A 15,264-nucleotide genomic window follows, 5' to 3' on the forward strand; every position below is an offset into this window, starting at 1 on the left:
CAACATTAATGTTTCCATATTATCGCAGGTCAGCGCGATATTTAAATAGTAAATAACACCATATTCCACTAGACTGGGTAACTGTTATCACAACTCTAGGAGAGCATATGCGTATTGCATTATTTACAACCTGCATCGGCGACGCACTCTTCCCTGACGCCCACAAAGCCACTGCGCTCCTTCTGACGCGCCTTGGACATGAGGTCGTTTTCCCTGAGGGGCAGACTTGCTGCGGCCAGATGCACATCAACACCGGATACCAGCGCGAAACTGTACCAATCATTGAATCGTACGTGGATGCATTTAATGATCCATCGATTGATTACGTCGTCGCACCGTCCGGTTCCTGCGCCGGCGCTGTCCGCGAACAGCACGAGCGCATCGCCGACCGTTACGGATCCAAGGCCCTAGCCACCGGCGCCAAGGAAACTGCGAATAAGACTTTGGAACTGACCGAGTTCCTGTGCGACGTCGAACAGCGCACAGACCTTGGCGCGTGGTTCCCCCACAAAGTCACTTACCACGCTTCCTGCCACTCCCTGCGTTTCATTAAATTAGGCGACCGCCCATACGAATTGCTGCGCAACGTCGAGGGGCTTGAGCTAGTAGAGCTACCGAACTCTGAAGAATGCTGTGGCTTCGGCGGCACATTCTCTATTAAGAACGCGGAAGTATCCGCTGCGATGGTCTCCGACAAGGTGACCAACATTCGCAGCACCGGCGCAGAATACGTCACCGCCGGCGACTCTTCCTGCCTGATGAACATCGCCGGCGCCCTATCGCGCCAGCGTACTGGTATCCGCGCCCTGCATATCGCTGAAATCTTGGCATCCACGAAGGAACACCCGTGGACCCCGGAAAAGGCTGCATACAAGCGAGAGGTCATGCTGTGAAAGTTTCACTCGGACAACCCACCCTGCCCCCACGGGCTTCCCAAGATCCCACGTACTCGCACCTGCGCGGTGACCGTGGCTTCACCGCCGCGGCTCACGACGGCCTCGACAACGCTACGCAGCGTCGCAACCTCAAGCACGCGACAACGTCTATCCGCAACAAGCGTGCCCGCGTGGTGTCCGAAATGGACGACTGGGAGGATCTGCGCGCTGCTGGCTCTGCCCTAAAGCTCGATGTCGGAGCGCGCCTAGCTGACCTGCTGGAACAGTTCGAAGCAGCCGTGACGGCTCGCGGCGGTCACGTCCACTGGGCACGCGACGCCAAGGAAGCCAACCAGATTATTACCAAGCTCATCAAGGACACTGGTGAGACTGAGGTAGTCAAGATTAAGTCCATGGCTACCCAGGAAATCGCCCTCAACGAAGTCCTTGAGGCCGAAGGCATCCACGCCCAGGAAACCGACTTGGCCGAGCTGATCGTCCAGCTGGGCAAGGACAAGCCGTCCCACATTCTGGTGCCGGCTATTCACCGCAACCGCGCAGAGATCCGCGACATCTTCGTCCGCGAAATGCCTAATACCGACGAGACCCTTCCGGCCAACCCACCAGAGTTGGCGGAAGCCTCGCGCTCCTTCCTGCGCCAGCAGTTCATGAAGGCCAAGGTTGCGATCTCGGGCGTGAACTTCGGTGTCGCCGAGACCGGTACGGTCTCCATCGTCGAATCTGAAGGCAACGGCCGCATGTGCCTGACCCTGCCAGAGACGTTGATTTCCGTGATGGGTATCGAAAAACTGGTTCCAACCTTCCAAGACCTGGAAGTTTTCCTCCAGCTACTGCCGCGTTCCTCCACCGCCGAACGCATGAACCCGTACACCTCCATCTGGACCGGTGTCACGGAGGACGACGGCCCACAGAACTTCCACATCGTGCTCCTTGACAACGGACGCACCGCAGCATTGGCCAACCCGATTGGCCGCGAGGCACTCAAGTGCATCCGCTGCTCCGCTTGTCTGAACGTATGCCCCGTCTACGAGCGCGCCGGCGGCCACGCCTACGGCTCGGTCTACCCAGGCCCGATTGGCGCCATCTTGACCCCGCAGCTGACTGGTATTGACAGCAAGGATGACCCATCCGCTTCCCTACCGTACGCATCCTCTCTCTGTGGTCGTTGCGACTCGGTCTGCCCCGTGAAGATTCCGATCACCGACATTCTCCTGGAGATGCGCCACCAGAAGGTCGAGACCGACAAGCCCAAGATCGAGGGCACTCTCATGGGTGCTGCTCAGGTGGCGTGGGGCAAGCCGAAACTGTGGGACTTTGCGATGAACTGGGTATGGATGGCCCGTATCCTCGGCGGCCGTAACCACATCATGACGAGCCTGCCATTCATCTTCGCTGGCTGGTCCGATGTCCGCGATACCGCTGTTCCACCGAAGAAGTCGTTCCGCCAGTGGTGGGAGACCGACGAGGCCAAGGAACTCCTCGAGCAAGCTCGCCGCGAAGGCATGCCAAACGACGCTGGGAAGGATAAGTAAATGAGCGCAAAAGCTGAAATCCTGAGCCGCATCCGCAATGCGGAGAAGCTCGCTGGCGTCCCAGCAGAGCCGCGCGAGATTCCACGCAACTACAAGCGCAGCTCTGATATGAGCCGCGATGATCTGCGGGAACTTCTCATTGACCGCCTCGTGGACTACAAGGCTGACGTCGTCCGCACCACCACCGACGAGGTCCCAGCCAAGCTGGCAGAAGTCCTCGCTGACCGCGGTGCGAAAACCGTCGTGTACGCACCCGGCCTCGATAGCGAATTGCTTTCCGACGCCGACGTTACTGCAACGGCAGACGACGTGAAGTCCGACCCGCGTGCACTGAATTCCGTGGACGCAGTGCTGACCGCTTCCACCGTATCCTGCGCACAAACCGGCACCATCTGCCTGCAAGCGGGCGCTAAAGATGGCCGCCGCGCCCTCACCCTGGTCCCTGACCGTCACATCGTCTTAGTCCACATGGACACCGTCGTGTACGGCATCCCAGAGACCGTTTCTCGCCTCTCCCCCGACACCCCGATTACCTGGATCTCCGGCCCCTCCGCAACATCCGACATCGAGTTGGAACGCGTCGAAGGTGTCCACGGTCCACGAGACCTCATCGTCTTCGTGATCGACTAACTAACATCCAGAGTCTGCCCCACTAGGTTTCCCGTTCCTGGTGGGGCAGTTTTTTGCATGAAAAAAGCCCAGCGCATGCTGGGCTGTTCTCGCGGCTTTTAGACGGTCACCGTAGTGTCCTCATCCTTTGGCTCAAACTGCGGGCGCAGGAGGAACAGTTGGCGAACCGTTTCTTCCTTGATCGCATCATTCATAGCCAAGAACATGTCGCCACCTTCCTTCTGGTACTCAACCAGAGGATCACGCTGTGCCATCGCACGCAGGCCGATACCCTCCTTGAGGTAATCCATCTCGTAGAGGTGTTCACGCCACTTCTGGTCAATGACCGGCAGGATAATCATGCGCTCGATGTTGCGCATCTGCTGCTCGCCACCGATTGCGGCAACGTTTTCTTCCAGACGATCGTATTCGCGGTGGGCGTCGACAAGTACTGCTGCCTTGAGGTCCTCGGCGGTGAGTTCGCCTGGTTGGCCGTACTCGGAGCCGTCGATAAGCTCCTGGGCACTGAAGGTCGGGCCGTACAGTGCGTCGAGCGCGTGCCAGAGGGTATCCAGGTCCCAGTCCTCCACGTAGCCTTCGGCGGTGGCGCCGTCGACGTAGGCGGAGATGGTGTCGTCGATCATGGTCTGAATGTTCTCGCCGATGTCCTCGGATTCGAGGATGTGGTTGCGCTCGCGGTAGATGACCTTGCGCTGTTCGTTGAGAACTTCGTCGTACTTGAGCACGTTCTTACGCATCTCAAAGTTCTGGTTCTCCACCTGCGCCTGCGCACCCTTGATGGAGTTGCTGACCATCTTCGCCTCGATGGGGACGTCGTCGGGGACGTTGAGGCGGTTCATCATGTTCTCCATGGACTGACCGACGAACCGCACCATGAGGTCGTCGCGCATGGATAGGTAGAAGCGGGTCTCGCCTGGGTCACCCTGGCGGCCGGAACGGCCACGCAGCTGGTTATCGATACGACGGGACTCGTGGCGCTCTGTACCCAGGACGTACAGGCCGCCGTTTTCACGGACCTCGTCACCACGGCGCTCACACTTTTCCTTGAACGCAGGCAGCTCTGCCTCCCACGCTTCCTGGTATTCTTCAGCGTTTTCCACGGGGTCCAGGCCACGCTCACGCAGGCGAATATCCAGCAAGATGTCGGGGTTACCGCCGAGTACGATGTCCGTACCACGACCAGCCATGTTGGTTGCAACAGTCACCTGGCCTGGCAAACCTGCCTGTGCGATGATCTCCGCTTCTTGCTCGTGGTACTTCGCGTTGAGCACGTTGTGCTTGATGCCACGGCGCTGCAGCAGCTGGGATAGGTATTCGGAACGTTCCACCGAGGTGGTACCCACCAGCACGGGCTGGCCGGCAGCCTGGCGCTCGGCGATGTCGTCGGCAACTGCGGCGAACTTTGCTTCCTGGGTCTTGTAAATACGGTCCGAGTGGTCCACACGCTGGTTCGGGCGGTTCGGCGGGATCGGAACAACGTTGACCTTGTAAATCTGGTGCAGCTCGGCTGCCTCGGTCTCCGCCGTACCGGTCATGCCGGCCAGCTTGTCGTACAGACGGAAGTAGTTCTGCAGCGTCACCGTTGCAAGGGTCTGGTTTTCATTCTTGATCTCCACGCCCTCTTTAGCCTCGATGGCCTGGTGCATGCCCTCGTTGTAACGACGGCCCGCCAAAACACGGCCGGTGAAGGAGTCCACGATGAGCACCTCACCGTTTCGCACGATGTAGTCCTTATCGCGCTCAAAGAGTTCCTTCGCCTTTAGCGCGTTGTTCAGGTAGCTGACCAACTGCGAGTTCTGTGGCGCATACAGGTTGTCGATACCCAGCTGGTCCTCCACGAACTCGACGCCCTGCTCGAGCACGCCGACGGTGCGCTTACGCTGGTCAACCTCGTAGTGAATACCCTCGCGCATGCGTGGCGCCAACTGGGCAAACACGTTGTAGAACTGGGAGGAACCGTCCACCGGGCCAGAGATGATCAGTGGGGTACGTGCTTCGTCGATAAGAATCGAGTCCACCTCATCCACGATGGCGTAGTGGTGGCCACGCTGCACCTTGTCATTCAGGCTGCGGACCATGTTATCGCGCAGGTAGTCAAAGCCAAGTTCATTGTTCGTGCCGTACGTGATGTCGCACGCATACGCCTGCTTGCGTTCTGCGGGGCGCATCTCCGAAAGAATCGTGCCCACAGTTAGGCCCATCCACCGGTGCACACGGCCCATCCAGTCGCCGTCACGCTTAGCCAAGTAATCGTTCACCGTGACCACGTGCACGCCCTTGCCCTCAAGCGCGTTGAGGTAAACCGGCAACGCGGACGTCAGTGTCTTACCTTCACCGGTGCGCATCTCGGCAACGTCGCCAAAGTGCAAGGTCGCGCCGCCCATAATCTGGACTGGGTACGGTTTCTGGCCCAGCACGCGCCACGATGCCTCGCGGATCACTGCAAAGGCTTCCAACAGGATGTCATCCAAGGTTTCGCCGTCAGCGAGACGCTTCTTAAACTCATCCGTCTTAGCCTTGAGCTCATCGTCTGAGAGCTTTTCGATCTCAGGTTCGAGGTCGCATACCTGGTCAGCAATCTTCTTCAGACGCTTAACAGTACGGCCTTCGCCGGCGCGGAGCAGCTTGGAAAGTCCAAACACGTTGCAGGTTCCTTACGGTTTACATATCGCTGCCAGGCCCGGCCGGCACCCTTCAGGCGCCACGGCGAAACCTGGACAATTACCAATTGAATAATCTTAGTCAGACTACGCTGTACTTACCATTTAGCCCAACTGGGAATATGCTGAAAGCACGAAACCGCTAGCGCCCACGTGGCAGTGGGAACACTAGCGGTAATCCGCATTAATGGTTTACTTTTCCTCTTCCTCAGCAAGAGAAATCAGACCGTAATCGTATGCGTGGCGGCGGTATACCACAGATGGGCGGCCGGTCTCTTCATCAACGAAGAGATAGAAATCGTGGCCGACCAATTCCATCTCACTGAGCGCCTCATCCACGCTGATTGGAGTGGACGTGTGCTCCTTGCGGCGCACAATCTGGCCGGGACGAACGTCCTGGACCAAATCCTCGTAAGGATCAGCCTTCTGCTCGCCCTCTGCGCGCGCTGCCTCAGCCTCAGCAGCCAACTCAGCAGCAATCTCGCCGGTGGATTTCGGAGCACGGTGACCGGACTGGGCGATGGAACGACGAGCCTTCACCTTACGCAGGGAACGCTGCATCTTAGCCAGCGCAGTCTCCAGTGCAGCGTAGAAGCTGTCTTCCTTAGCTTCTGCACGGGCAATATGGCCACGGCCGGTAGCGGTGATCTGAATACGGTCAGACTCGTTTTCACGGCGTGGGTTGGGCTCATGCTGCAATTCCACGTGGAAGAAAGTGAGTGTAGGGTCAAGCTTTTCAATCTTGGCCAACTTGGTGTGGACGCGCTCTGCAAAGTGTTCCGGGATTTCAACATTGCGGCCGGTGATGGTCACCTGGGCGTCGGGGCTCAAGACTTCGGCGTTCTCAGCAGGATTGCTCATCGTGCTTCTCCCTTTCACATAAGGACGGATAGGTCACAAACTGTCCAAGGCCACCACATAAGTTCGGGCTTTCAACTCAGGGATGTCCGCCTGTGCGATAGCCTTTAGGAACTACAACCTATGTTACCCGCCACAACATTTTTACGTCCGGAAGATTCCGCATTGTCAGGCATTTGCCAGCGTAACGGCAGCCTCGACCTGCCAACCTGCCAATATTAATGCGCGGACAGTTGCTTGCAGCGTCGCTCCGGTGGTCACGATGTCGTCGAAAAGCACCGCAGAGACTGGCTGTGGCGGTGCCACAACTTCAACCGCGTGAGCCATGTTAAGCCTCCGCGCATGCACGCCAAGCCCGACCGAATCACGCACTCCCTGTCGGTGCCGAACCGCCTGCACGTACGGGACGCCACTAGCGGCGACGATCGCAGTCACATGATCCCCACCGCGGGCTCGGGCGTGCGCAACACTCGTCGGAGCAGGCACAACAACCAGCGATCTTCCAAGCTCACCGCGAGCTTGCAGGTACGCGACCGCGGCCCCAAAGACGGGACCGAGTGCCCGGCGCGCGGCCATGTTGCCTCGTTCTTTCATCGCCACGATGAGCCGCTGGCGAATCTCCGAGTACGGCCCCATGCTGAACACGGGGACTCCCACGTCGGTCGTAGAGCTGATGAGGTGTGGAGGTTGGCGCACGTGGTCGAAGCAGTCACGGCAGAGTACCGCCCCGGCGGCACCGCATCCGGCACAGTAGCGCGGCACAATCAGGTCCGCCAGTTCATCCCACATCTAGTCCCCCGTTCCCCGCTGTTATTGGGCCACAATCGGTGCAGAACGCAGGCCTTGCAGGCCAGGTACTTCACGCCAGAAAGAGGTATCAGCACCGGCACCTGTGGTGTATTGACGGATGGCGATGGCGTCAGTCAAGTACACGGTGGTTCCCGTCGACGCCACAGCCACGACCGGCACGGTCACGTTACCCGAGGGCAGCGTAGCGACCGCGGAGCCGTCGTACTCCACCCGCCAAATCGGGGTCTCCGCAGAGGACGTCCCCACGACGAGAAAACCCGCCGGCTGCCACGCCACCGACACCGCAGTTCCGGCCAGTGCCGGAGCGAGCTCGTGCACGTTGACAATGCGGCGAGCGCCGTTTGCCTGTCGCTCCACCACACCCATATACAGGTGCCCATTGATGATCATGGCAACCCGCACACCACTCGGCGACAGGCGCAAGACCGAAATCTCCCCCTCGATCGCGCTTAACGACGACGTATCCACTGGTTGTTGCGAAATATCCCCAGTATTCGGAGCGCGCACGACACGCACTACGTCACTTTCGCCTACGACTGTCCATACTGCGGAATCATCGAATTCGAAGCTCGGCCGGGTAATCATGTCGTTTCGACCAACCACCGTGACGGCCCCGTCCAAGGTGCCAATCACCAGTTCTTTCTCATTCCCATTCCCGGTTGCACGCACCGCGGCGACCCGCTGGCGTGGGGATATATCGGCGGACTGCACCGGCTGGCCCACGCCCACCTCGCCGGGCACCGGCTCGATGCCAGAGGACGCGACGCGGTAGACGTGACCGTCGTGAAGCGCGTAAATCGGTTGCACGGCCGCAGAGGCTACCTGCGGGTTATAGGCTGCGAAATCGTCCGTCGAGAGGGACGCGTAGCCGGGTGACAACGGGACGCCGTCGAGAAGCACATCATAGGGTCCCGGAACACCTGCATCCGCCAGTGTCCACACCAGTTGGGCACCGAAGTGCAGGCGCTCTTCGGGAGTGGCGTTCTGGAAACCGGTGAACTCGTAGACGCCATCATTGAGTCCGAGGAACGTCGCCTCCTTAGGGATCGCGCTAAAGACGCCGGGACGAATCTGCTGGGAGGGCCCCTCGATGAGCATGTTGACCAAGACGGTCACCATATTCGTCTGACCGTTATACGTCCACCGGCGATCTTGGGCCAGTACATTTCCACCTGGGGCGAGGAAATACACGTTGCGCGGATCGTAATGATTTCGCAGCTCCACACGCTCAATAACCACCCCAGCCGGCAGCGCAGTGATGCGCCACTGGCCGTCGACCTTCTGCATCTCAATATGCGCCGTATACGTGCTGTGATCAGGCGTGTACGAACCATCCGTAGCCAGTTGCCCCACCACGATGCCAGATACGTCAAAGACCCGTCGGTTCTCCGACTGGCTCACCTGCGAGTTGATGTCGATCCGGTCGACCACCAACGTGCGGTCCTCCGCACGCCAATTCTGGGCCGCATCACCAGCCAAGAAAGCACGTGCCGCCTGGTAGTCCTGGGTCGGACGGGCAAGCGCGGCGTAAAAATCACGCAGCAGCAGATCCGGTTCGCGGCCATCTTGCGGCGCCAGGGATTCCTCCTCCACGACAGGCGGTTGGAAGGAATGCAGCGCAGTGGGCTCCGTATTCGCAGGCAGGGAACTGCACGCTCCCAGGACGCCTATCGACGCCACCGCGACCACAACCTTGACGTGCCGTGCAAGTTTACGCTTCACCGTACTTCCCCCTTCTCTTCCGGCTTGAGCAAGGTATCTGACGGGTCCGGCTGCTTCTCGTGTGCCCCTGCCTCAGTGACCGGTTCTTCCAGAGTAGCCGCCGCGTCAGGAGTATCCGGTGCGTCGGGGCCGAGGACGTCGAGAAGCGTCACCGTCGGGCGCGTGACCATAGCGAGCATGGAATCACGATCCTGCTTGACCGGAGCCCGGAGGCCCAGCGGCGGGTGCATGATGCTCTTTCCCGGCGCCGTCGGGAGTACCAGCCGGAACTGTGACCCCACACCGGGGGTGCCGGCAGCCTCGAGGGAACCGCCGTGCAATTCAGCGTCCTCGAGCGCAATTGCCAGACCCAAGCCGGTACCGCCAGAGTGCCGCACGCGCGAGGGATCCGCGCGCCAGAAACGCTGGAAAATACGATTTTCGTCGCCACGATTCAACCCAACGCCGTGGTCCGTGACGGTCAGCGCAATACATTCTTCAGTGGCAGCCCAGCGCACCACAACCGGATTATTCTCCGAGTGGTCCACGGCGTTAGCCAAAAGATTCTTGACGATACGCTCCACACGTACCGGCTCAATCGTCGCAGGTAGGGGCGCAGTATGGTCCGGGAAGAAGACAGGAACCCCGACCTTGTCCGCCAGTTCCTTCACACTCGACCATGCGCCGTGGACGCAATCGCGCACGTCGGCCGGGTGCAGAACCAAGTCCGCCTTATTGGCGTCGTGGCGCGAAATCTCGAGCAGGTCCTCAAGGAGTTGTTCGAACTGATCCACCTGCGTGACCAGAACCTCAGCGCTGCGCTTGGTAGCCGGATCAAAATCGTCGGACTTTGCCTCGATCAGGTCCGCGGCAATGCGTATCGACGTCAACGGGGTACGCAGCTCATGCGAGACGTCGGAAGTGAACTGTCGCTGCAGCTCCGAGTAGTCCTCCAACTGGGAAATCTTCGCCGACAATGAACTGGCCATCGTATTGAAACTCATTGCAAGACGAGCCATCTCGTCTTCCCCCTCAACCGGCATACGTTCACGCAAATGCCCCTCGGCCAGGCGCTCAGAAATTTCCGACGCCGCACGCACGCGATTAATCACCTGCCGAATAAAAATGTAACCAGCCGCCGACAAGACCACAATAAGGGCACCCGCCGCACCGACGATGAGCATGCGCAAAAGGGCCAGCATCTCTTCATCGTCTTCCATCGACAGCACCAGGTACACCTGAAGGCCCGGAATATCAGACGCCGTAGGACTACCGATGACCAGCGCGTTATAAGAGGTACCGTTCTCCCGAGAAATCGGGGTGAATTGATAAGCCACCTGACCTTCATCAACGAAGTGGCGCAACTTGTCAGGAATCCTGTACCCCTCAGGCGATACCGTCACTGTGCCGTCGCGATGGCTCACTAGAAGCACCGCGTCGAAAGTGGACTGGGTCTCAGCCTGCTGCGACGCCCGCGTGGTCAAAGCCGCGCGCGCCGAGTTCAACCGCACCTGGACCGAACTGCCAGTGGCAGTAGAGGACACTTGTTCCTCGACCGTGACCCGCGCACGCTCCACCTCCGCGCTCGCGGTGTCAATTTTTGCGTTGACCAACTGCTGAGTCACCAAAGTCAGCAGGCCGATGCCAAACAGGACCATGATGATGGTAGTCAGTGCGACGAAACTACCGACGACCTTAAATTGCAGCGACGTCCGGAACCGATAGACGAGCTGATCAATCCACGCTTGAATTTTTTCACGCACAGTTGGTTAACACCTGAAGGCTTATTCGCCGTGGGCGGTCTTGTATCCCACACCACGCACAGTGAGCACCAAGCGTGGATTCTCTGGGTCCTGCTCCACCTTCGCGCGCAACCGCTGAACGTGCACGTTCACCAGTCGGGTATCCGGCGAATTGGAATAGCCCCACACGTTTTCCAGCAGTTCCTCGCGGCTAAACACCTGGCCTGGTTTGCGTGCCATTTCAAGGAGGAGGTCAAACTCCATTGGGGTAAGCCCTAGGTCTTCGCCGTCGCGGGTAACAATGTGCTGCGGGACATCAATTTCAATATCTCCGATGTGAATGATCTCCGCTTCCTCATGCTCCACGATCCGGCGCAGACGGGCGCGGATACGCGCGATGAGTTCCTTAGGCTTAAACGGCTTGGTCACGTAATCATCGGCGCCAGACTCCAAGCCCAACACCACATCCACGGTGTCGGTTTTCGCGGTGAGCATGACAATCGGAACAGAAGATTCCGTGCGGATAGCCCTGCAGATATCCACCCCGTTCATACCAGGAAGCATGAGGTCAAGCAGAATCAAATCGGGGTCATGTTGGTGGAACGCGGCTACGGCTTCCGTGCCGTCCATGACGGGGACAGCTGTGAAACCCTCGGATTCCAAAACGAGCGTCAGCATCTCCGAGATCGCAGGATCATCGTCGACGACCAGGATGGTGGCAACCATGCGTAGTGGTCCCCTTTCTGCTTGCAGCCCCGCGGTATGTCCGCTGGTCTTGGGACTCAGCGGGCAGCGCGCAGGGAGGTAATCTGCTCAACCAATTCTTCTGCAGAAGAGGTTACCAGCCACGGGCTGGCCCAACTATTTTGTGCAAGCACCTGGTACGCGGCGAAGGTGCGGTCTTGAAGCCCCGCGTCTTTTTCGTATTCGTCGCGGGTGCGGCGCGCATCCAGTTTTTCGCGGCGCTGGGCGCGCTGCGCCGCCACTTCCGGGGAGGTATCCAGCAACACCTGAAGATCTGGCACCGGCAGGCCCAGCTCGGTGAACTCCACGTCTTTGGTCCACGTAGCAATGGCACCATTCGGGTCAAGGTCGTGGAGGCGGGCCATCGAATATGCCGCGTTCGAGGCCACGTAGCGGTCGCACAACAAGATGTCGTGGGACCGCGCGCCGCCTGCCGCGAATTGGTTGAGATAATCCACGGCGGCATGGCGATCAAGGGCGAACATGGTGGCCATGCCGTTGACGGATTCGGTCAGGTCCCCCATCTTCCCGTACAGGGCGCGCTGCACCAGGCGTGCAGGCGCGTTCTTTCCATACTGTGGGAAAGAGAGCACTTCCACTCCCGGGAAGGCCTCGCTTACAGCGCTCACCAGGGTGTTTTTGCCGGCACCGTCGATGCCCTCGACTGCGATAATCATTAGTAGCGGTAGTGCTCCGGCTTGAAGGGGCCAGCAACGTCCACGCCGATGTACGCAGCCTGTTCCTTGGTCAGCTCGGTGAGCTGGCCGCCCAAAGCCTCGACGTGGATGCGGGCAACCTTTTCGTCCAAGATCTTCGGCAGGCGGTACACCTCGTTGTCGTAGTTATCGCCATTCTGGAAGAGCTCAATCTGCGCGATGGTCTGATCCGCGAAGGAGTTGGACATCACGAAGCTGGGGTGGCCGGTGGCGTTACCCAGGTTGAGCAGGCGGCCCATCGACAGAACAATAATGGATCGGCCGTTAGGCAGGGTGAATTCGTCGACCTGCGGCTTGATTTCTGTGCGGGTGACGTCGTCGCGGTGAATCAGGGAGGCCATGTCGATTTCGTTGTCGAAGTGGCCGATGTTGCCCAGAATCGCGTGATCCTTCATCGCCATGAGGTGATCCCAGGTGATGATGTCGCGGTTGCCGGTAGCGGTAATGACGATGTCCGCCTCGGCGATGGCATCTTCCACGCGAACCACGGAGAAGCCTTCCATCAGCGCCTGGAGAGCGTTAATCGGATCGGCTTCCGTGACCTTCACGCGGGCACCCTGGCCCTTCATTGCTTCAGCGCAGCCCTTGCCCACATCACCGTAGCCGCAGATGAGCACGTTCTTTCCGCCGATGAGCACGTCTGTAGCGCGATTGATGCCGTCGATAAGCGAGTGGCGGGTGCCGTACTTGTTGTCGAACTTGCTCTTGGTGACGGCGTCGTTGACGTTCATCGCGGGGAACGGCAGGGTGCCGTCGGCGGCAGCCTGGTAGAGGCGGTGGACACCGGTGGTTGTTTCCTCGGTGACGCCCTTGACGGACTCCGCAATGCGCCCCCACTTGGAGGAGTCCTTCGCCAAAGCCTCGCGCAGCATGCCCAGGAATGCGATTTCCTCGTCAGAGGTGGTCTCATCCGGCTGTGGGACAGCGCCGGCAGCCTCGAATTCGCTGCCCTTGATGACAGCCATGGTGGCGTCACCGCCGTCGTCGAGGATCATGTTCGGCTCCACGCCCTCACCCCACGAGAAAATCTGGTTCACGCACCACCAGTATTCATCCAGCGACTCACCTTTCCATGCGAACACTGGCGAACCCGTTGGATTCTCCGGGGTGCCATCGCCGACGACGATCGCAGCCGCTGCCTCGTCCTCAGTGGAGAAAATGTTGCAGGAAGACCAACGGACCTCAGCACCCAGGGCAACCAGCGTCTCAATGAGAACCGCTGTCTGGGTGGTCATGTGGATAGAACCTGCGATCCGAGCACCCTTCAAAGGTTGCTCATCAGCATATTCACGACGCAATTCCATCAGGCCAGGCATCTCATGCTCGGCGAGGCGAATCTGGTGGCGACCAGCCTCGTGCAGGCTTAAGTCTGCAACCTTGAATTCAGTGACGGTAGGGCGCTGTTCGGCCATGGGGTGACACTTCCCTTCGTAGAGTGTTTTTATGCGTTGGTGCGCTGTAAAAGATTCGCTCCCAACTGTAGCGTGCTGCGCGCTAAAGACACTTCAGGCACCCTCACGAGGCTGGTGGCCCTGTGAAAGTGCCCGAGAATACTGCGTTTAACGCGATTAACGCGATTGCTGCGAGGACGCGGAATTTTTAAGACAAGGCCTCGATGAAAACTTCGACGTCGTACTGTTCGTCGACATCTTCGAGGATCTCCAGTGCAGCCTCGTGCAAAGCTTCGCTGCCGGTGCCGATCATTTCGCGGATGAAGGGGTATTCTTCTGCGGCTTCACCTGCGGAGAATGGTGCGCCTGCCCAAATTGCGGCAATGGTTGCAGCGGCGTTGCCGTTAGCAAGCTCTTCTTCATTGGGGTCATTGTCTGGTGCGGCGAGGCGACAAGCGGCCTCGATGGCCTCCAGAATGTCATCTTCGTCGAGGTCAACGAGCTGTTCTAGGAATTCTACGTTGAGTTCATCAGTGAAGACTTCTACGTCCCACGACGCCATGATTTTTCCTCCAAGTCCGTGGAATGTGGAAAATGTCCACACCCCGAGGCGTATCCGTATCTGTTACCTTTGTTACCACGTCGACGCTCGAATGAGAATTCGGCCCCGAATATCGGTTCGGTCAAAGGTGTACAACCGGGGCTAGAGCGCGCTAATATCAGTGCCTAACGCTGTAGGAGCGATAGTTTCGCACCCGGAAGGAGAGGCATGTCGATCCAAAACGTGGACGGTTCCGCTGACAACACGTCCGCGACCCGCCGCTCCCCCGCTGCCATCGCTGCCGTAAGTCTGGTGGCTCTAGCTGTGGTTGCTTTCGCGGTGTCAAAGCTTACGTCTTCCCCCGACGTCGAGGCCGCTGGCTTCGCCCCCACAACCGAACCCACCTCGATTTCCCCGCTTCTCGACGCCACCTCCGCCCCAACCACCCCGGCGGTGAAAACGGAGACGCCCCGGGCGCACATCCTTCCTGGTACGCCGCAACGCGGGGGCGCGGCAGCAGATCCTTTCCTGCCACCGCACGCCCACGTATCAGCAGCCCCAGCTGCACCTGCGCCAACGCGCCACTACCGCCCGTCTAACGTCACATCACCAGCCGGTGGCGCAGATACCAGCCGGAACAGTAACCGTCCGGCTGAACCACGGCCTGCGCAACAACCACCGGCGTCGCGCTCGTCCAGAGCCGACGCGCCCGAGGACACTACCGATTACAGTCCGTGGACGCCCACTTTTGGTAGCGATGATGAGCGCCCAACCACACGACCGGCACCTTCACCTGCCCGGCCGCAACCGGATGCCCCCATCGAAGATTTACCACTGACCCCTCCGCCACCGACTCCGCAGCCGGGCACAGAACCTGGTGTCGAGCCAGGGGCAGTTCCACCACCTGCGCCAACACCTGAGCCCACGCCAATCGATCCACAGGAGGAATCTGAATCGGAGGTGCGCCAGGAAGCTGCCGAGCCGACAGCTCCGAGTACAACTCCAAGCGCAACCCCTACAGCGGAAGCGGATAACTAAAGAAT

General features: G+C 59.4%; 13 protein-coding genes. 4 read left to right on the forward strand and 9 right to left on the reverse strand.

Features of this window, described 5'->3' with window-relative positions:
- The first annotated feature begins 107 nt into the window (after window positions 1-107).
- The 3 genes from ATK06_RS00665 to ATK06_RS00675 are packed head-to-tail and all read left to right on the forward strand — an operon-like array spanning window position 108 to window position 3,058.
- Window positions 108-893, forward strand: coding sequence for a (Fe-S)-binding protein (locus ATK06_RS00665; RefSeq protein ID WP_098388673.1), 786 nt, complete (start codon window positions 108-110; stop codon window positions 891-893).
- Window positions 890-2,428: a LutB/LldF family L-lactate oxidation iron-sulfur protein gene (locus tag ATK06_RS00670; protein WP_048381413.1), complete on the forward strand. Its 1,539-nt coding sequence runs from the start codon at window positions 890-892 to the stop codon at window positions 2,426-2,428. Before ATK06_RS00665 ends, ATK06_RS00670 begins: the two co-directional genes overlap by 4 nt.
- Complete coding sequence (locus ATK06_RS00675; RefSeq protein ID WP_048381415.1) at window positions 2,429-3,058, forward strand: LutC/YkgG family protein; 630 nt, start codon at window positions 2,429-2,431, stop codon at window positions 3,056-3,058.
- A gap of 98 nt (window positions 3,059-3,156) precedes the next feature.
- Here the strand turns inward: ATK06_RS00675 and secA are convergent, their stop codons facing one another.
- From secA to ATK06_RS00720, 9 genes are all read right to left on the reverse strand, one after another.
- Window positions 3,157-5,700 carry a preprotein translocase subunit SecA gene (gene secA, locus ATK06_RS00680; protein WP_098388674.1) on the reverse strand — a complete coding sequence of 848 codons (2,544 nt, stop codon included), beginning with the start codon at window positions 5,698-5,700 and terminating at the stop codon, window positions 3,157-3,159.
- A gap of 210 nt (window positions 5,701-5,910) precedes the next feature.
- Window positions 5,911-6,579 (reverse strand): ribosome hibernation-promoting factor, HPF/YfiA family, encoded by a 669-nt coding sequence (gene hpf, locus ATK06_RS00685; protein ID WP_048381417.1) that lies wholly within the window; start codon window positions 6,577-6,579, stop codon window positions 5,911-5,913.
- Window positions 6,580-6,744: 165 nt separating this feature from the next.
- Window positions 6,745-7,365 (reverse strand): ComF family protein, encoded by a 621-nt coding sequence (locus ATK06_RS00690; protein WP_048381419.1) that lies wholly within the window; start codon window positions 7,363-7,365, stop codon window positions 6,745-6,747.
- 21 nt (window positions 7,366-7,386) lie between these two features.
- Window positions 7,387-9,108 (reverse strand): MtrAB system accessory lipoprotein LpqB, encoded by a 1,722-nt coding sequence (lpqB, locus tag ATK06_RS00695; protein ID WP_098388675.1) that lies wholly within the window; start codon window positions 9,106-9,108, stop codon window positions 7,387-7,389.
- Window positions 9,105-10,850, reverse strand: a complete 1,746-nt coding sequence (gene mtrB, locus ATK06_RS00700; protein WP_098388676.1) for an MtrAB system histidine kinase MtrB — start codon at window positions 10,848-10,850, stop codon at window positions 9,105-9,107. Before mtrB ends, lpqB begins: the two co-directional genes overlap by 4 nt.
- Window positions 10,851-10,871: 21 nt before the next feature.
- Window positions 10,872-11,555 (reverse strand): MtrAB system response regulator MtrA, encoded by a 684-nt coding sequence (mtrA, locus tag ATK06_RS00705; protein ID WP_048381421.1) that lies wholly within the window; start codon window positions 11,553-11,555, stop codon window positions 10,872-10,874.
- Window positions 11,556-11,611: 56 nt separating this feature from the next.
- Window positions 11,612-12,250 (reverse strand): dTMP kinase, encoded by a 639-nt coding sequence (locus ATK06_RS00710; RefSeq protein ID WP_048381423.1) that lies wholly within the window; start codon window positions 12,248-12,250, stop codon window positions 11,612-11,614.
- Window positions 12,250-13,701: an adenosylhomocysteinase gene (gene ahcY, locus ATK06_RS00715; protein ID WP_048381425.1), complete on the reverse strand. Its 1,452-nt coding sequence runs from the start codon at window positions 13,699-13,701 to the stop codon at window positions 12,250-12,252. The genes ATK06_RS00710 and ahcY overlap by 1 nt, the downstream gene beginning before the upstream one ends.
- Window positions 13,702-13,888: 187 nt before the next feature.
- Window positions 13,889-14,242, reverse strand: a complete 354-nt coding sequence (locus ATK06_RS00720; protein ID WP_048381427.1) for a hypothetical protein — start codon at window positions 14,240-14,242, stop codon at window positions 13,889-13,891.
- Window positions 14,243-14,449: 207 nt separating this feature from the next.
- Between ATK06_RS00720 and ATK06_RS00725 the strand changes: the two genes are divergently transcribed.
- Window positions 14,450-15,259, forward strand: coding sequence for a hypothetical protein (locus ATK06_RS00725; protein WP_048381429.1), 810 nt, complete (start codon window positions 14,450-14,452; stop codon window positions 15,257-15,259).
- The last annotated feature ends 5 nt before the right edge of the window (window positions 15,260-15,264 follow it).

Origin of the sequence: Corynebacterium renale, from assembly GCF_002563965.1 — a bacterium.
Lineage (GTDB): Bacteria > Actinomycetota > Actinomycetes > Mycobacteriales > Mycobacteriaceae > Corynebacterium > Corynebacterium renale.